General features: G+C 70.7%; 14 protein-coding genes. 13 read left to right on the forward strand and 1 reads right to left on the reverse strand.

The window, feature by feature from the left end:
- Positions 1-184: 184 nt before the first annotated feature.
- The 13 genes from AC5L3C_RS28290 to AC5L3C_RS28350 all read left to right on the forward strand — a co-directional run bounded on the left by AC5L3C_RS28290 (position 185) and on the right by AC5L3C_RS28350 (position 14,274).
- Positions 185-1,705 (forward strand): UDP-N-acetylmuramoyl-L-alanyl-D-glutamate--2,6-diaminopimelate ligase, encoded by a 1,521-nt coding sequence (locus AC5L3C_RS28290; RefSeq protein WP_493654067.1) that lies wholly within the window; start codon positions 185-187, stop codon positions 1,703-1,705.
- Between the two features lie 4 nt (positions 1,706-1,709).
- A complete protein-coding gene (locus AC5L3C_RS28295; RefSeq protein WP_493651700.1) occupies positions 1,710-3,125 on the forward strand; it encodes a UDP-N-acetylmuramoyl-tripeptide--D-alanyl-D-alanine ligase in 1,416 nt (471 codons plus the stop codon).
- Positions 3,125-4,216, forward strand: a complete 1,092-nt coding sequence (gene mraY, locus AC5L3C_RS28300) for a phospho-N-acetylmuramoyl-pentapeptide-transferase (protein WP_125510431.1) — start codon at positions 3,125-3,127, stop codon at positions 4,214-4,216. Before AC5L3C_RS28295 ends, mraY begins: the two co-directional genes overlap by 1 nt.
- A complete protein-coding gene (gene murD / locus AC5L3C_RS28305; protein ID WP_493651702.1) occupies positions 4,198-5,616 on the forward strand; it encodes a UDP-N-acetylmuramoyl-L-alanine--D-glutamate ligase in 1,419 nt (472 codons plus the stop codon). Before mraY ends, murD begins: the two co-directional genes overlap by 19 nt.
- An 86-nt stretch (positions 5,617-5,702) precedes the next feature.
- Positions 5,703-7,055: a putative lipid II flippase FtsW gene (ftsW, locus tag AC5L3C_RS28310; protein ID WP_493651704.1), complete on the forward strand. Its 1,353-nt coding sequence runs from the start codon at positions 5,703-5,705 to the stop codon at positions 7,053-7,055.
- 6 nt (positions 7,056-7,061) lie between these two features.
- Positions 7,062-8,156 carry an undecaprenyldiphospho-muramoylpentapeptide beta-N-acetylglucosaminyltransferase gene (murG, locus tag AC5L3C_RS28315; RefSeq protein ID WP_125507091.1) on the forward strand — a complete coding sequence of 365 codons (1,095 nt, stop codon included), beginning with the start codon at positions 7,062-7,064 and terminating at the stop codon, positions 8,154-8,156.
- Between the two features lie 25 nt (positions 8,157-8,181).
- A complete protein-coding gene (locus tag AC5L3C_RS28320) occupies positions 8,182-8,976 on the forward strand; it encodes a cell division protein FtsQ/DivIB (RefSeq protein ID WP_493651705.1) in 795 nt (264 codons plus the stop codon).
- A 287-nt stretch (positions 8,977-9,263) separates the two neighbouring features.
- Positions 9,264-10,457 (forward strand): cell division protein FtsZ, encoded by a 1,194-nt coding sequence (ftsZ, locus tag AC5L3C_RS28325; RefSeq protein ID WP_125507095.1) that lies wholly within the window; start codon positions 9,264-9,266, stop codon positions 10,455-10,457.
- The gene (pgeF, locus tag AC5L3C_RS28330; protein WP_493651706.1) at positions 10,454-11,182 is read left to right on the forward strand and encodes a peptidoglycan editing factor PgeF; all 729 of its coding nucleotides are present in this window, start codon (positions 10,454-10,456) and stop codon (positions 11,180-11,182) included. The genes ftsZ and pgeF overlap by 4 nt, the downstream gene beginning before the upstream one ends.
- Before the next feature lie 6 nt (positions 11,183-11,188).
- Positions 11,189-11,908 carry a YggS family pyridoxal phosphate-dependent enzyme gene (locus AC5L3C_RS28335; RefSeq protein WP_493651708.1) on the forward strand — a complete coding sequence of 240 codons (720 nt, stop codon included), beginning with the start codon at positions 11,189-11,191 and terminating at the stop codon, positions 11,906-11,908.
- A gap of 129 nt (positions 11,909-12,037) precedes the next feature.
- Complete coding sequence (locus AC5L3C_RS28340; protein ID WP_125507101.1) at positions 12,038-12,679, forward strand: cell division protein SepF; 642 nt, start codon at positions 12,038-12,040, stop codon at positions 12,677-12,679.
- A gap of 49 nt (positions 12,680-12,728) precedes the next feature.
- Positions 12,729-13,019, forward strand: coding sequence for a YggT family protein (locus AC5L3C_RS28345; protein ID WP_004932337.1), 291 nt, complete (start codon positions 12,729-12,731; stop codon positions 13,017-13,019).
- A gap of 52 nt (positions 13,020-13,071) precedes the next feature.
- Positions 13,072-14,274, forward strand: coding sequence for a DivIVA domain-containing protein (locus AC5L3C_RS28350; protein ID WP_493651710.1), 1,203 nt, complete (start codon positions 13,072-13,074; stop codon positions 14,272-14,274).
- Positions 14,275-14,493: 219 nt separating this feature from the next.
- On the opposite strand, the gene ileS is transcribed toward AC5L3C_RS28350, so the two are convergent.
- Positions 14,494-17,637, reverse strand: coding sequence for an isoleucine--tRNA ligase (ileS, locus tag AC5L3C_RS28355; protein ID WP_493651712.1), 3,144 nt, complete (start codon positions 17,635-17,637; stop codon positions 14,494-14,496).
- Positions 17,638-17,810: the final 173 nt, after the last annotated feature.

Below are 17,810 nucleotides of genomic sequence, written 5' to 3' on the forward strand. Positions count from 1 at the left end.
AACGATCACCCCGGACCCCGGGAACCAGAACCCCTCCCGTACCTCGCCCACCCGTCACCCACCGCCGCCCCCGCCGGACCGCGCTGCGCGCGGGCCCCACTTTTCCTCCCCGGCCGGTGCGCCCGGTACGCTCACCGCCGTGCCACACGCTGATCAGTCCCAATCCACCCAGAAGGGCCACCCCGTGACATATCCGGGACCGCCCCGGCCGGTTCAGGTCTCCGCCACACCCCTCGCGGAACTCGCCGGTCAGCTGGGTACCCCAGCGCCGGAGCGGACCGCCGAGGTCACGGGCATCACCCACGACTCGCGCGCCGTCCGCCCGGGAGACCTGTACGCGGCCCTCCCCGGCGCCCGCGCCCACGGCGCGGACTTCGTCACCCAGGCCGCCGGCCTCGGCGCCGTCGCCGTGCTCACCGACCCGTCCGGCGCCGAGCGCGTCGCCCGCACCGGACTGCCGGTGCTGGTGGTGGACGACCCCCGGGCGCACATGGGCGAGCTGGCCGCCACCATCTACGGCCACCCGGGCCGCGATCTGCTCCAGATCGGCATCACCGGCACCTCGGGCAAGACCACCACCGCCTATCTGGTCGAGGGCGGCCTGAAGACCGTCCGCAGCACCGGTCTGATCGGCACCGTGGAGATGCGCATCGGCGACGAGCGCATCAAGTCCGAGCGCACCACGCCCGAGGCCACCGACCTCCAGGCGCTGTTCGCCGTCATGCGCGAGCGCGGCACCGACGCGGTCGCCATGGAGGTCTCCAGCCACGCCCTGGTCCTCGGGCGGGTCGACGGCTGTGTCTTCGACATCGCCGTCTTCACCAACCTCAGCCCGGAGCACATGGAGTTCCACTCCGGCATGGAGGACTACTTCCAGGCCAAGGCGCAGCTGTTCACGCCCGCGCGCAGCAGGCTCGGCGTGGTCAACGTGGACGACGAGTACGGCCGCCGCCTCGTCAAGGAGGCCGGCGTCCCGGTCGTCACCTACTCCGCCGAGGGGCACCCCGACGCCGACTGGCGCGCCGAGGACGTCGAGGTGGGCCCGCTGGACTCGACGTTCACCGTCGTCGGCCCCAAGGACGAGCGGGTCACCGCCCGCTCGCCGCTGCCGGGTCCCTTCAACGTGGCCAACACCCTCGCCGCGATCGTCGCCCTCGCCGTCGCCGGCCTCGACCCGCAGGACGCCGCCGACGGCGTCGCCGCCGTCCCCGGTGTGCCGGGCCGGCTGGAGCGCGTGGACGCGGGACAGCCCTACCTCGCGGTCGTCGACTACGCCCACAAGACCGACGCGGTGGAATCGGTGCTGCGCGCCCTGCGCAAGGTCACCGAGGGCCGGGTGCACGTGGTGCTCGGCTGCGGCGGCGACCGTGACACCACCAAGCGGGAGCCCATGGGTGCCGCCGTCGCGCGGCTCGCCGACACCGCCGTACTGACCTCCGACAACCCCCGCTCCGAGGACCCCCTGGCGATCCTCGCCACCATGCTCCAGGGCGCGGCCTCCGTGCCCGCCCACGAGCGCGGCGAGGTGCAGGTCTTCGAGGACCGGGCCGCCGCGATCGCCGCCGCCGTCGCCCGGGCGCAGCCCGGCGACACCGTGCTGGTCGCGGGCAAGGGCCACGAGCAGGGACAGGACATCGCCGGGGTGGTGCGTCCCTTCGACGACCGCCAGGTGCTTCGCGAAGCCATCAAGAAGACCCAGGGATGAACTTGTGATCGCCCTCTCCCTCGCCGAGATCGCAGCAGTCGTCGGCGGGCAGACGCACGACATACCGGACCCGTCCGTGCAGGTCACCGGGCCGGTGGTCCGGGACTCGCGGGAGGCGGGTCCCGGCAGCCTGTTCGTCGCCTTCGCCGGCGAGCGCGTGGACGGACACGACTTCGCGGCCGCGGTCGTCGAGGCGGGAGCGGCCGCGGTGCTGGCCTCCCGCCCCGTCGGCGTGCCCGCGATCGTCGTCGAGGACGTCCAGGCCGCTCTCGGCGCCCTCGCCCGGCACGTCGTCGGACGGCTCGGGGCCACCCTCGTCGCGCTGACCGGCTCGGCCGGCAAGACCAGTACCAAGGACCTCATCGCCCAGGTGCTGCGGAGCAAGGCGCCGACCGTCTTCACGCCCGGCTCCCTCAACAACGAGATCGGGCTGCCGCTCACCGCGCTCACCGCCACCGAGGAGACGAAGTTCCTCGTGCTGGAGATGGGAGCGCGCGGAATCGGCCATATTCGCTACCTCACCGGTCTGACCCCGCCCAGGGTCGGTCTGGTGCTGAACGTCGGCTCCGCGCACATCGGGGAGTTCGGCGGCCGCGAGCGGATCGCCGAGGCCAAGGGCGAACTGGTCGAGTCCCTGCCGCCGGCCGAGGAGGGGGGCGCCGCGATCCTCAACGCGGACGACCCCCTCGTGCGGGCCATGGCCACCCGTACGAAGGCGAAGGTGATCCTTTTCGGAGAGTCCGACGAAGCGGACGTTCGGGCCGAGAACGTGCGACTCACGGACAGCGGACAGCCTTCCTTTAGCCTTCACACACCCTCCGGTGCATCCGATGTGACCATGCGCCTGTACGGTGAGCATCACGTGTCGAACGCGCTCGCCGCGGCCGCCGTCGCCCACGAGTTGGGCATGTCCGCAGACGAGATCGCCCGCGCGCTCTCCGAGGCGGGCTCCCTCTCCCGCTGGCGCATGGAGGTCACCGAGCGACCGGACGGCGTGACGGTCGTCAACGACGCCTACAACGCGAACCCCGAGTCCATGAAGGCGGCGCTGCGCGCGCTGGTGGCCATGGGCAAAGGGCGTCGTACGTGGGCGGTGCTCGGCAAGATGGCCGAGCTCGGGGACGAGGCGCTCGCCGAGCACGACGCGGTCGGGCGGCTCGCCGTCCGGCTCAACGTCAGCAAGCTCGTCGCGGTCGGGGGCAGGGAAGCCGCCTGGCTGCAACTGGGCGCATATAACGAGGGTTCGTGGGGTGAGGAGTCGGTGCACGTGTCCGACGCACAGGCGGCGGTCGACCTGTTGCGCAGTCAATTGCGCCCGGGAGACGTCGTTCTCGTGAAGGCGTCCCGTTCGGTCGGGCTCGAGAGCGTGGCGCAGGCGCTGCTCGAGACCGGTGCCGAGGGCGAGGTCGCAGCCCGATGATGAAGCAGATCCTGTTCGCAGGAGTCATTGGCCTGTTCCTGACGCTGGTCGGCACCCCGCTGCTGATCAAGCTGCTCGCGCGCAAGGGGTACGGGCAGTACATCCGTGACGACGGCCCGCGCGAGCACGCCAGCAAGCGCGGTACGCCGACGATGGGCGGTATCGCCTTCATCCTGGCGACCGTCGCCGCCTACTTCCTGGCCAAGGTGATCACCAGCTATGTGGACGAGGAGGCGGACGCCGCGCCGACCTTCTCCGGTCTGCTGGTGCTGGGCCTGATGGTCGGCATGGGCCTGGTCGGCTTCCTCGACGACTACATCAAGATCGTCAAGCGCCGTTCGCTGGGCCTGCGGGCCAAGGCGAAGATGGCCGGCCAGCTGATCGTCGGTATCGCCTTCGCGGTCCTGGCCCTGCAGTTCGCCGACAACCGGGGCAACACCCCGGCGTCCACCAAGCTGTCCTTCATCACGGACTTCGGCTGGACCATCGGCCCGGTGCTGTTCGTCATCTGGGCGCTGTTCATGATCCTGGCGATGTCCAACGGCGTGAACCTGACCGACGGTCTGGACGGCCTGGCCACCGGCGCCTCCGTCCTGGTCTTCGGCGCCTACACGTTCATCGGCGTCTGGCAGTTCCAGGAGTCGTGCGCCAACGCGCAGACCCTCACCAACCCGGGCGCCTGCTACGAGGTGCGCGACCCCCTCGACCTGGCGGTCGTCGCCTCCGCCCTGATGGGTGCCTGCCTGGGCTTCCTGTGGTGGAACACCTCGCCGGCCAAGATCTTCATGGGCGACACCGGTTCGCTCGCGCTCGGCGGTGTCCTCGCCGGCCTCGCGATCTGCTCCCGCACCGAGCTGCTGCTCGCCATCCTCGGCGGCCTGTTCGTGCTGATCACCATGTCGGTGGTCATCCAGGTCGGCTCGTTCCGGCTCACCGGCAAGCGCGTCTTCCGGATGGCGCCGCTCCAGCACCACTTCGAACTCAAGGGCTGGTCCGAAGTCCTCGTGGTGGTCCGTTTCTGGATCATCCAGGGCATCTGTGTGATCGTCGGACTGGGCCTCTTCTACGCGGGATGGGCAGCGGACAAGTGACCGACTGGCAGGGGAAGAACGTCACCGTCGCCGGACTCGGCGTCTCCGGCGTCCCGGCGGCCAAGGTGCTGCACGGGCTCGGCGCGAAGGTCACCGTCGTCAACGACGGCGACGACGCCCGCGCCCGCGAGCAGGCCGCGCAGCTGGAGGCGCTCGGCGTCACCGTGCGCCTCGGTGACGGCGACACCCTGCCCGACGGCACCGAGCTGATCGTCACCGCGCCCGGCTGGAAGCCGGACAAGCCGCTGTTCGCGGCGGCGGACGCGGCCGGAGTGCCGGTCTGGGGCGACGTCGAACTCGCCTGGCGGCTCAGGAAGCCCGGCGCGGCCCCCTGGCTCGCGGTCACCGGCACCAACGGTAAGACCACCACCGTCCAGATGCTCGCCGCCATCCTGGAGGCGGCCGGCCTGCGCACCGCGGCCGTCGGCAACATCGGCGTCTCCCTCCTCGACGCGGTGCTCGGCGAGGAGGAGTACGACGTGCTCGCCGTGGAGCTGTCCAGCTATCAGCTCCACTGGGCGCCGTCCCTGCGCGCCCACTCCGCCGCGGTGCTCAACCTCGCCCCCGACCACCTGGACTGGCACGGCTCCATGGAGGCGTACGCCAGGGACAAGGGCCGCGTCTACGAGGGCAATCGCGTCGCCTGCGTCTACAACGTGGCCGACAAGTCCACCGAGGACCTGGTCCGCGAGGCCGACGTCGAGGAGGGCTGCCGGGCGGTCGGCTTCACCCTGGGCACCCCGGGACCCTCCCAACTCGGCGTCGTGGAGGGCCTTCTGGTCGACCGCGCCTTCGTCGAGAACCGGCACAAGAACGCCGAGGAGCTCGCCGAGGTCTCCGACGTCAGGCCCCCGGCCCCGCACAACATCGCCAACGCCCTCGCGGCCGCCGCCCTGGCGCGCGCCTACGGGGTGCCCGCGAGCGCCGTACGGGACGGCCTGCGGGCCTTCACCCCGGACGCCCACCGCATCGCGCACGTCGCCGACGTGGACGGCGTCGCCTACGTCGACGACTCCAAGGCGACCAACACCCACGCCGCCGGGGCCTCGTTGGCCGCCTACGAGTCGATCGTGTGGATCGCCGGCGGCCTCGCCAAGGGCGCCACCTTCGACGAGCTGGTCGCGGACGCGGCGAAGCGGCTGCGCGGTGCCGTGCTGATCGGCAGGGACCGTGCCCTGATCCGTGAAGCCCTCGCGCGACACGCCCCGGAAGTACCCGTCGTCGACCTCGAGCGGACCGACACTGGGGCGATGCTCCAGGCTGTCCAGGAGGCGAGGCGGCTCGCACAACCCGGCGACACGGTACTGCTGGCTCCCGCCTGCGCCTCGATGGACATGTTCACCAACTACAACAAGCGCGGTGACGCGTTCGCACAGGCGGTGCGCGAGCTCGGCGCCTGACCCCCGGCCGCCTGACGCCGGGCGATCTTGGGAGGGACGCGTGGGACCGTCCAGAGCCTGTAGTCCAGCAGTGGGCGGAGGACCGGATGCCCGGTAGCCGTACCGGCCGCCCGCCCGTGCGGCGGCCCGAGCGGGGACCCGTCGTTGCCGGGCCGCCGCGCGAGAGCACCCTGCGCACCCTGGTCATCCGGGCGCGCAGGGCCTGGGACCGGCCGCTGACCGCGTACTACCTGATCCTCGGCGGCAGTCTGCTGATCACCGTGCTGGGCCTGGTGATGGTCTACTCGGCCTCCCAGATCACGGCGCTGCAGATGTCGCTGCCGGGCTCGTACTTCTTCCGCAAGCAGCTCCTGGCGGCCGGGATCGGCGCCGTACTGCTGCTGGTGGCCTCCCGGATGCCGGTGAAGCTGCACCGCGCGCTGGCCTACCCCATCCTCGCGGGCGCCGTCTTCCTGATGGCCCTGGTGCAGGTGCCGGGGATAGGAGTCGCGGTCAACGGCAACCAGAACTGGATCGCCCTCGGCAGCTCCTTCCAGTTGCAGCCCAGTGAGTTCGGCAAGCTCGCGCTGGTGCTGTGGGGCGCCGATCTGCTGGCCCGCAAGGAGGACAAGCGGCTGCTGACCCAGTGGAAGCACATGCTGGTGCCGCTGGTGCCGGCCGCCTTCATGCTGCTCGGGCTGATCATGCTGGGCGGCGACATGGGGACGGCGATCATCCTCGCGGCGGTCCTGTTCGGCCTGCTCTGGCTGGCGGGGGCGCCGACGCGGCTCTTCGTCGGCGTGCTGTCCGTCGCCGCGCTGCTCGGCGCGATCCTCATCCGCACCAGCGAGAACCGCATGGCCCGGCTCGCCTGCCTCGGCGCCACCGAGCCCCAGTCGGGCCCGGTGGACTGCTGGCAGGCCGTACACGGGATCTACGCCCTCGCCTCCGGCGGAATCTTCGGCTCCGGCCTCGGCGCGAGCGTGGAGAAATGGGGTCAACTGCCCGAGGCCCACACGGACTTCATCTTCGCCGTCACCGGTGAGGAACTGGGCCTGGCGGGGACGCTGTCGGTGCTCGCCCTGTTCGCGGCTCTAGGCTATGCGGGTATCCGCGTGGCCGGACGCACGGAGGACCCCTTCGTGAGGTATGCCGCGGGAGGCGTGACCACCTGGATCATGGCCCAGGCCGTGATCAACATCGGTGCGGTGCTCGGTCTGCTGCCGATCGCCGGTGTCCCGCTCCCGCTGTTCTCCTACGGAGGATCCGCCCTGCTGCCGACCATGTTCGCCATCGGGCTGCTGATCGCCTTCGCACGTGAGGATCCCGCTGCTCGGATGGCGCTTGCGATGCGGCAACCCCGCTTTGGTAGAAAGCGGATCGGGGGTTCTCAGCGGCCCCGGAGATGGAACACGATGCGACGGCGTACCCCACGGGTGCGATCGTCCGGAGAGCGGTGAATTTCGGTGCATGTCGTACTCGCCGGCGGAGGAACCGCGGGCCACATCGAGCCCGCGCTCGCCCTCGCGGACGCCCTGCGCAGGCAGGATCCGACCGTGGGCATCACGGCCCTGGGCACGGAGCGCGGCCTCGAGACCCGTCTCGTACCCGAGCGCGGGTACGAGCTGGCGCTGATCCCCGCCGTACCGCTGCCACGCAAGCCCACCCCCGAGCTGATCACCGTTCCGGGCCGGCTGCGGGGCACCATCAAGGCGACCGAGCAGATCCTGGAGCGCACCAAGGCGGACGCCGTGGTCGGCTTCGGCGGCTATGTGGCCCTGCCCGGCTATCTCGCGGCCAAGCGCCTCGGGGTGCCGATCGTCGTTCACGAGGCCAATGCCCGCCCCGGCCTGGCCAACAAGATCGGCTCGCGCTACGCCGCCCAGGTCGCCGTCTCCACGCCCGACAGCAAGCTGCGCAACTCCCGCTACATCGGCATCCCGCTGCGCCGCTCCGTCGCCACCCTGGACCGGGCGGCCGTGCGCCCCGAGGCCCGCGCGGCGTTCGGGCTCGACCCGAATCTGCCGACCCTGCTGGTCTCCGGCGGCTCGCAGGGCGCCCGCCGGCTCAACGAGGTCGTGCAGCAGGTCGCTCCGTGGCTCCAGCAGGCCGGAATCCAGATCCTGCACGCGGTCGGCCCGAAGAACGAACTGCCGCAGGTGCAGCAGATGCCGGGCATGCCCCCCTACATCCCGGTAAGTTACCTGGACCGGATGGATCTCGCGTACGCCGCCGCCGACATGATGCTCTGCCGCGCGGGCGCGATGACCGTCGCGGAGCTCTCCGCCGTCGGTCTCCCGGCCGCCTACGTCCCGCTGCCCATCGGCAACGGCGAGCAGCGGCTGAACGCCCAGCCGGTGGTCAAGGCCGGCGGCGGACTGCTGGTCGACGACGCGGAACTGACGCCGGAGTGGGTGCAGCAGAACGTGCTGCCGGTGCTCGCCGACCCGCACCGGCTGTACGAGATGTCCCGCGCCGCCGCCGAGTTCGGCCGCCGGGACGCCGACGACCTGCTCGTCGGCATGGTGTACGAGGCGATCGCCGCCCGTGCGCACCGCTAGACGCGTATGACGGAAGGCAGGGAGCGTGGCCGGATCGACCACCGCGGAGCGCGGTGAACGCAAGCGGGAGTCGTCCGGCCCGCCGCCCGTCGGGCGGTTCGGCCGACGGCGCCTTCGTCGGATCATCGCACTGGCCGTGGTCCTGCTCTTCCTCGGCAGCGGGACGTTCTGGCTGCTCTACGGATCGGACCTGGTGCGGGTCGAGCGGGTCTCCGTGTCGGGGACCGGCGTTCTGACACCCGGCCAGGTGCGCGAGGCCGCCGACGTGCCCCTGGGGGAACAGCTCGTCTCCGTCGACACCGACGCGATCGAGGCCCGGCTCGCGAAGGCACTGCCCCGGATCGACACGGTTGAAGTGGTCCGTTCCTGGCCACATGAAATCAGGCTGAACGTCACGGAACGCACCCCCGTTCTCGTCATCCACAAAGCGGGGAAGTTCATCGAAGTGGACGACGAGGGTGTCCGGTTCGCCACGGTCAGCAAGGCGCCCGAAGGCGTGGCCCGGCTGGAATTGGAGGCCACCGGCAGCGGTTCCGCGGCGGCGAGTCTGCGCCGCTTCGGCGAGGACCGGCTGACCCGGGAGGCGGTCCGGGTGGCCGGCGCCCTTCCGGAGTCCGTGGCGCGGGCGACGCGCAGCGTCAAGGTCCGTTCCTACGACGACATCTCGCTCGAGATGACCGACGGCCGTACGGTCGACTGGGGAAGCAGCGAGAAGGGCGCCGAGAAGGGCCGTACTCTCACCGCGCTGATGAAAACGGAGCCCCGCGCGCGGCACTTCGACGTCAGTGTTCCCAGCGCTCCGGCGTCATCAGGGAGTTGACGCGCATCAGTGCAGGCCAGCACCCTGGTTGGGCAGCGCTACGGCTGATCACATAGGGTGAAAAGAAAAACGGGAGGTTCGGCGTGTTCGTTGAACGTGCGCCACTTGTCGACTTAGTGTCCTGTTCAGAAGACTCCAGGGAACAGACACACTGGTAACCCTAAACTTCAACGTTAGGGTTCGGGTCGGCGATACGGACCGTCCCATTCGGCATCAGTCGTCGGACCGTGGCGTGGCAGTGCTGCTGCGTTCCGGCGACACGTAACTCGAGGCGAGAGGCCTTCGACGTGGCAGCACCGCAGAACTACCTCGCAGTCATCAAAGTCATCGGTGTCGGCGGCGGTGGTGTCAATGCCATCAACCGGATGATCGAGGTCGGTCTCAAGGGCGTCGAGTTCATCGCCATCAACACCGACGCGCAAGCCCTGTTGATGAGCGACGCCGACGTCAAGCTCGACGTCGGCCGTGAACTCACCCGCGGACTCGGCGCCGGAGCCAACCCGGCCGTCGGCCGCAAGGCCGCCGAGGACCACCGCGAGGAGATCGAGGAGGTCCTCAAGGGGGCCGACATGGTCTTCGTGACGGCCGGTGAGGGCGGCGGCACCGGCACCGGCGGCGCGCCCGTCGTGGCCAACATCGCCCGCTCGCTCGGTGCGCTGACCATCGGCGTGGTCACCCGCCCGTTCACCTTCGAGGGACGGCGCCGTGCCAACCAGGCCGAGGACGGCATCGCCGAGCTCCGCGAAGAGGTCGACACCCTCATCGTGATCCCGAACGACCGGCTGCTGTCCATCTCCGACCGTCAGGTGTCGGTCCTGGACGCCTTCAAGTCGGCGGACCAGGTCCTGCTCTCCGGTGTCCAGGGCATCACCGACCTCATCACCACCCCCGGTCTGATCAACCTCGACTTCGCCGACGTCAAGTCGGTCATGTCCGAGGCCGGTTCCGCCCTCATGGGCATCGGCTCGGCCCGCGGCGACGACCGCGCGGTGGCCGCCGCCGAGATGGCCATCTCCTCGCCGCTGCTCGAGGCCTCCATCGACGGCGCCCGCGGCGTGCTGCTCTCCATCTCCGGCGGCAGCGACCTCGGCCTCTTCGAGATCAACGAGGCCGCCCAGCTGGTCAGCGAGGCCGCCCACCCCGAGGCCAACATCATCTTCGGTGCGGTGATCGACGACGCGCTCGGCGACGAGGTCCGGGTCACCGTGATCGCGGCCGGGTTCGACGGCGGCCAGCCGCCCTCCAAGCGGGACAACGTCCTCGGATCGTCCTCGGCCAAGCGCGAGGAGCCGGCCCCGGCCCGGCAGCCCGAGAGCCGCCCGTCCTTCGGCTCGCTGGGCAGCGTCACGCCCAAGGAGGAGCCGGAGCCGGTGGCACCCGAGCCGGTCGGCGACATCCCGGTCGCCCAGCCCCCGGTCCCGCCGTCGCGCAGCTACGACAGCGCGGCCGAGGAACTGGACGTGCCGGACTTCCTGAAGTGATAGGACGGCGCGAGAGCGTGAGCGGCGCGCACTTCGCCTTCACCGACCGGTGGGGCGGGGTGAGCGCCGCTCCGTATGAGGAGCTCAATCTCGGCGGGGCCGTCGGTGACGACCCCGGCGCCGTGCGCGCCAACCGCGAACGGGCCGCCGCGTCCCTCGGCGTGGACCCGGCCCGCGTGGTCTGGATGAACCAGGTGCACGGCGCCGACGCCGTCGTGGTCGACGAACCCTGGGGCGACCGTCCGGTCCCCGAGGTGGACGCGATCGTCACCGCGCGGCGCGGCCTCGCCCTCGCGGTGCTCACCGCCGACTGCGTGCCGGTGCTGCTCGCCGACCCCGTGGCCCATGTGGTGGCCGCCGCCCACGCGGGCCGGCCCGGACTGGTCGCCGGGGTCGTTCCCGCGGCCGTGCGGGCCATGGCGAAGCTCGGCGCCGACCCGTCCCGGATCGTCGCCCGCACCGGCCCCGCCGTGTGCGGCCGGTGCTACGAGGTGCCCGGGGCGATGCGTGCGGAGGTGGCCGCCGTCGAACCGGCGGCGCACGCCGAGACGAGCTGGGGCACGCCGGCGGTCGACGTGGCCGCGGGCGTGCACGCCCAGCTCGACCGGCTGGGGGTGCGCGCCCGGGAGCGGTCGCCGGTGTGCACGCTGGAGTCGGCGGATCACTTCTCGTACCGCCGCGACCGCACCACGGGGCGGCTCGCGGGCTATGTGTGGCTGGACTGATGGGACATGACGGACCGTAAGGGCGAACTCGCCACGAACCTGGCGAAAGTGGAGGGGCGGATCGCGGCGGCCTGCGACGCCGCCGGGCGGGCGCGCGACGAGGTGACCCTCATCGTGGTCACCAAGACCTACCCCGCGAGCGATGTGCGGATCCTGTCGGAACTCGGTGTGCGCCACGTCGCCGAGAACCGCGACCAGGACGCCGCCCCGAAGGCGGCGGAGTGTGCGCATCTGCCCCTTTCGTGGCACTTCGTCGGTCAGCTTCAGACCAACAAGGTGCGCTCGGTGGTCGGTTATGCCGATGTGGTGCAGTCCGTCGACCGTTCCCGGCTGGTGACGGCCCTCTCCAAGGAGGCCGTGCGGGCCGGCCGCGAGATCGGCTGTCTGATCCAGGTGGCGTTCGACGCCGGGGTGAGCGGGCGGGGCGAGCGCGGCGGCGTCGCGCCCGGCGGGGTCGAGGAGTTGGCGGGCCTGGTCGCCGGGGCCGACGGGCTGCGGCTGGACGGGCTGATGACCGTCGCCCCGCTCACCGGGGAGTACGCCGGACGGGAACAGGCGGCGTTCGAGCGGTTGATGGATTTGTCGACCGACCTGCGCCGGACCCATCCGGCTGCGAACATGGTCTCGGCAGGGATGAGTGCGGACCTCGAACAGGCCGTGGCCGCCGGGGCGACACATGTGCGCGTCGGCAGCGCGGTACTCGGAGTCCGCCCCAGGCTCGGGTAACGTCGCCAAGAAGTCGGACCACAGCAGAAAATATGGTCAGTTCCGCCGAACAGCGGACGTAAAGACCTAGTGGATCGCGGGCACTTGGCGGTCGTCAGCGGATCCACCACAGAGCGGAGGACTCGGAGCATGGCCGGCGCGATGCGCAAGATGGCGGTCTACCTCGGCCTCGTGGAGGACGATGGGTACGACGGCCGCGGATTCGACCCAGACGACGACTTCGAACCCGAACTCGACCCGGAGCCCGAGCGGGACCACCGGCGGCACGAGCCGTCGCACCAGTCCCACGGCGCACACCAGTCGCAAAGGGATGAAGAGGTACGAGTCGTACACCCTCCCGCACCGCGCGAACCGGTCGCCCGATCCGCTTCGCTCGCCGCGGAATCGCCACGCCCGGCGCGGATCGCGCCCGTGGCATCCATCACACAAGAACGCGCAAGCCTGGAGAAGAACGCACCGGTGATCATGCCCAAGGTCGTGTCCGAACGAGAGCCTTACCGGATCACCACGCTTCACCCCCGGACCTACAACGAGGCCCGTACCATCGGGGAACACTTCCGTGAAGGCACCCCGGTGATCATGAATCTGACTGAGATGGATGACACGGACGCGAAGCGACTTGTCGACTTTGCGGCCGGTTTGGTGTTTGGTCTTCACGGCAGCATCGAGCGGGTGACGCAGAAGGTGTTCCTGTTGTCGCCTGCTAACGTCGATGTCACGGCGGAGGACAAGGCCCGCATCGCAGAGGGCGGGTTCTTCAACCAGAGCTGAGACGCAGTACCGGACCGAGCAGTGCACAGGGGAGAGGGAAAAACAGGCCATGAGCGTGTTCGCGCAGGTGATCTACATCGCGCTGATGGTGTTCCTCATCGTGCTCATCTTCCGTTTGGTCATGGACTATGTGTTCCAGTTCGCCCGCTCATGGCAACCCGGCAAGGCGATGGTGGTCGTCCTGGAGGCCACCTACACTGTCACCGATCCACCGCTGAAGCTTCTGCGGCGGTTCATCCCGCCGCTGCGTCTCGGGGGCGTGGCGCTCGACCTGTCCTTCTTCGTCCTGATGATCATCGTCTACATCCTGATCTCGATCGTGGGCAATCTCGCGAGGTGACTGTGGACGATACGGTCTTGCCGACTGCCGATGACTACGTTGAGGTGAAGAGATGCCGTTGACCCCCGAGGACGTGCGGAACAAGCAGTTCACGACCGTCCGCCTCCGAGAAGGCTATGACGAGGACGAGGTCGATGCCTTCCTCGACGAGGTCGAAGCCGAACTGACGCGCCTGCTCCGCGAGAACGAGGACCTGCGCGCCAAACTGGCCGCGGCCACGCGCGCTGCCGCCCAGAACCAGCAGAACATGCGCAAGCCTCCCGAGCCACAGGACCAGCAGCAGCAGCAACAGCAGCAGCAGGGGCCACCGCCCCAGGGCATGCCGCAGCAGGGCATGCGCGGTCCCGGCGCTCCCGTACCCGCCGGCATATCGGGCCCGCCGCAGCAGCAGATGGGTGGCCCCATGGGTGGCCCGCCCCAGCTGCCGAGCGGTGCTCCCCAACTGCCCGCCGGCCCCGGCGGACAGGGCGGCCCGCAGGGTCCCGGCCCCATGGGCCAGGGTCCCGGGCCGATGGGCCAGGGTCCCGGGCCGATGGGCCAGGGCGGCCCGATGCAGGGGCAGATGGGCCCTGGTGGCCCGATGGGCGGTCCCGGCGGTCCCATGGGTGGCCCCGGTGGTCCTGGTCTTCCCGGTCAGGGAGGCCCCGGCGGCGACAGCGCCGCCCGGGTGCTGTCGCTGGCCCAGCAGACCGCCGACCAGGCGATCGCGGAGGCCCGCAGCGAGGCCAACAAGATCGTGGGCGAGGCGCGTTCGCGTGCCGAGGGTCTCGAGCGGGACGCCCGCGCCAAGGCCGACGCCCTGGAGCGGGACGCGCAGGAGAAGCACCGCGTCGCGATGGGCTCCCTGGAGTCCGCCCGCGCCACGCTGGAGCGCAAGGTCGAGGACCTGCGCGGCTTCGAGCGCGAGTACCGCACGCGGCTGAAGTCCTACCTGGAGTCGCAGCTGCGTCAGCTGGAGACCCAGGCGGACGACTCGCTCGCCCCGCCGCGCCAGCCCGCCAGTGCCGCGCCCTCGCTGCCGCCGTCCCCGGCGCCCTCGATGGCTCCGGCCGGTGCCGGTGCGCCGTCCTACGGCGGCAACCAGACCATGGGCGGCGGCCCCGGCGGTTCCTCCGGCCCGTCGTACGGCGGTCAGCAGCAGATGCAGCCGGCCATGACCCAGCCCATGGCGCCGGTCCGTCCGCAGGGCCCGTCGCCCATGGGTCAGGCGCCCTCGCCGATGCGTGGCTTCCTGATCGACGAGGACGACAACTGACGGCCCTTCGGCCATGAATACGGCGTAGCAGTCGGCAGCGTTCAGAGCGGGGCCCCGGGTTCACCGACCCGGGGCCCCGCTCTTTCGCTCCGCGCGTCCCCCGGCGGTGCGGCACGTGTTCGGACGTGGGCGCGGTGTCCGACGCACACAACGCCGAAGGCCCGGGCCCGCCAAGATTTTTCCCGGTGGGCCCGGGCCTTCGCGCATGCGCCCCGGGCACTACGCCTTGCGCAGGCGGAACGTCAGGGACAGACCCTCGTCGGTGAACGGCGCGCCGTAGCTCTCGTCCGCCTCGCCCCGCGCGAAGTCCGTGGCGAGGACCTCTTCGGCGATCAGCCCGGCGTGCTCCTCCAGCGCGGAGACCGTCGCGGGGTCGGTGGCCGTCCAGCGCAGGGCGATGCGGTCGGCCACGTCGAGGCCGCTGTTCTTGCGGGCCTCCTGGATCAGCCGGATCGCGTCACGGGCCAGGCCCGCCCGCCGCAGCTCCTCGGTGATCTCCAGGTCGAGGGCGACCGTGGCACCGGCGTCGGACGCCACCGACCAGCCCTCGCGCGGGGTCTCGGTGATGATCACCTCGTCCGGGGCGAGGGTGATCGTCTCCCCGTCGACCTCCACCGAGGCGGTGCCCTCGCGCAGGTCCTGGGACAGGGCGGCGGCGTCCGCGTTCGCGATCGCCTTGGCCACGTCCTGGACCCGCTTGCCGAACCGCTTGCCCAGCGCACGGAAGTTGGCCTTCGCCGTGGTGTCCACCAGCGAGCCGCCCACCTCGGACAGCGACGCCAGCGACTCGACGTTCAGCTCCTCGGTGATCTGGGTGTGCAGCTCCGGGCCGAGCGAGCCGAAGCCGCTCGCCGCGATCAGCGCACGCTTCAGCGGCTGCCGGGTCTTCACGCCCGACTCGGCGCGGGTGGCCCGCCCCAGCTCCACCAGCCGCCGCACCAGCACCATCTGCTTCGACAGCTCCGGGTCGATCGCGGACAGGTCCGCCTCCGGCCAGGACGCCAGGTGCACCGACTCCGGGGCGCCGGGGGTGACCGGGACGACCAGGTCCTGCCAGACCCGCTCGGTGATGAACGGGGTCAGCGGGGCCATCAGCTTGGTGACCGTCTCCACGACCTCGTGCAGCGTGCGCAGCGCGGCCTTGTCGCCCTGCCAGAAGCGGCGGCGCGAGCGGCGCACATACCAGTTGGACAGGTCGTCGACGAACGCGGACAGCAGCTTGCCGGCCCGCTGGGTGTCGTAGCCGTCCAGCGCCTGGGTCACCTGGTCGGTGAGCGCGTGCAGTTCGGACAGCAGCCAGCGGTCGAGCACGGGACGGTCGGCGGGGGCCGGGTCGGCCTCGCTCGGCGCCCAGTTCGACGTACGGGCGTACAGGGCCTGGAAGGCCACCGTGTTCCAGTACGTCAGCAGCGTCTTGCGGACGACCTCCTGGATGGTGCCGTGGCCCACCCTGCGGGCCGCCCACGGAGACCCTCCGGCCGCCATGAACCAGCGGACCGCGTCCGCGCCGTGCCGGTCCATGAGCGGGATCGGCTGCAGGATGTTGCCCAGGTGCTTGGACATCTTGCGGCCGTCCTCGGCGAGGATGTGACCCAGGCAGACGACGTTCTCGTAGGACGACTTGTCGAACACGAGCGTGCCGACCGCCATCAGCGTGTAGAACCAGCCGCGGGTCTGGTCGATGGCCTCGCAGATGAACTGCGCCGGGTAGCGGGCCTCGAACAGCTCCTTGTTCTTGTACGGGTAACCCCACTGCGCGAACGGCATCGAGCCCGAGTCGTACCAGGCGTCGATGACCTCCGGCACGCGCGTGGCGGTCTTGCCGCAGCCGTCGTGGCGGCAGGCGAAGGTGACCTCGTCGATGTACGGGCGGTGCGGGTCGAGGCCGGACTGGTCGGTGCCGGTCAGCTCGGTGAGCTCGGCCAGCGAGCCGACGACCGTGAGGTGGTCGTCCTCGCAGCGCCAGACCGGCAGCGGGGTGCCCCAGTAGCGGTTGCGGGACAGCGCCCAGTCGATGTTGTTGTTCAGCCAGTCGCCGTACCGGCCGTGCTTGACCGTGTCCGGGAACCAGTTGGTCTTCTCGTTCTCCTCGAGCAGCCGGTCCTTGACGGCGGTGGTGCGGATGTACCACGACGGCTGCGCGTAGTAGAGCAGCGCGGTGTGGCAGCGCCAGCAGTGCGGGTAGCTGTGCTCGTACGGGATGTGCCGGAAGAGCAGGCCGCGCTGCTGGAGGTCCTCGGTGAGCCGCTCGTCGGCCTTCTTGAAGAAGACGCCGCCGACCAGCGGGACGTCCTCCTCGAACGTGCCGTCGGGGCGGACCGGGTTCACCACGGGCAGGCCGTAGGAGCGGCAGACCTTCAGGTCGTCCTCACCGAAGGCGGGGGACTGGTGGACCAGACCGGTGCCGTCCTCGGTGGTGACGTAGTCGGCGTTCACCACGTAGTGCGCCTCGGCCGGGAAGTCCACGAGCTCGAAGGGCCGCCGGTAGGACCAGCGCTCCATCTCGGTGCCCGTGAAGGACTGCCCGGTGGGCTCCCAGCCCTCGCCGAGCGCCTTGGCGAGCAGCGGCTCGGCGACGACCAGCTTCTCCTCACCGTTCGTGGCGACGACGTAGGTGACCTCGGGGTGGGCGGCGACGGCCGTGTTGGAGACCAGGGTCCAGGGCGTGGTCGTCCACACCAGCAGCGCGGCCTCGCCGGCCAGCGGGCCGGAGGTGAGCGGGAAGCGGACGTAGACGGACGGGTCCACGACCGTCTCGTAGCCCTGTGCCAGCTCGTGGTCGGACAGGCCGGTGCCGCAGCGCGGGCACCAGGGGGCGACGCGGTGGTCCTGGACCAGCAGGCCCTTGTTGAAGATCTCCTTCAGCGACCACCAGACGGACTCGATGTACTCGGGGTCCATCGTGCGGTACGGGTTCTGCAGGTCGGCCCAGTAGCCCATGCGGGTCGTGAGCTCTTCGAAGGCGTCGGTGTGCCGGGTCACGGACTCGCGGCACCTGGCGTTGAACTCGGCGATGCCGTACGCCTCGATGTCCTGCTTGCCGGAGAAGCCGAGCTCCTTCTCCACGGCGAGCTCCACGGGGAGGCCGTGGCAGTCCCAGCCGGCCTTGCGGGCCACGTGGTAGCCGCGCATGGTGCGGAAGCGGGGGAAGACGTCCTTGAAGACGCGGGCCTCGATGTGGTGGGCGCCGGGCATGCCGTTGGCGGTGGGCGGGCCCTCGTAGAACACCCACTCGGGGCGGCCCTCGGACTGCTCCAGGCTCTTGGCGAAGATCTTCTGCTCGCGCCAGAAGTCGAGCACCGCGTGCTCGAGGGCGGGCAGATCGACCTGGGCTGGTACCTGGCGGTACGTCGGCGATGTCATCAGCGGGCTTCCTCCGGCGGACTTGCTGCCTTCCGTCCGGAGGGACGAGAGCTGTGTCGATCTCGACGCCGCCGTCCGGCGCGCTCCCGCGGTACCACCCTCCTTGGCTCCCCGGTGCTTCGTCCGCTCCGGTGAGCCCCCTCATTGGGGTCGCGATGCCGGTTCTACCGCCC

The organism is Streptomyces speibonae (assembly GCF_984686075.1).

Coding starts and splice junctions, on each gene's coding strand:
- AC5L3C_RS28335 (WP_493651708.1), top strand. CDS start 11,189: ATGACGGACCGTAAGGGCGAACTCGCCACGAACCTGGCGAAAGTGGAG.
- ftsW (WP_493651704.1), top strand. CDS start 5,703: ATGCCCGGTAGCCGTACCGGCCGCCCGCCCGTGCGGCGGCCCGAGCGG.
- AC5L3C_RS28340 (WP_125507101.1), top strand. CDS start 12,038: ATGGCCGGCGCGATGCGCAAGATGGCGGTCTACCTCGGCCTCGTGGAG.
- murD (WP_493651702.1), top strand. CDS start 4,198: ATGGGCAGCGGACAAGTGACCGACTGGCAGGGGAAGAACGTCACCGTC.
- ileS (WP_493651712.1), bottom strand. CDS start 17,637: ATGACATCGCCGACGTACCGCCAGGTACCAGCCCAGGTCGATCTGCCC.
- mraY (WP_125510431.1), top strand. CDS start 3,125: ATGAAGCAGATCCTGTTCGCAGGAGTCATTGGCCTGTTCCTGACGCTG.
- AC5L3C_RS28345 (WP_004932337.1), top strand. CDS start 12,729: ATGAGCGTGTTCGCGCAGGTGATCTACATCGCGCTGATGGTGTTCCTC.
- AC5L3C_RS28350 (WP_493651710.1), top strand. CDS start 13,072: ATGCCGTTGACCCCCGAGGACGTGCGGAACAAGCAGTTCACGACCGTC.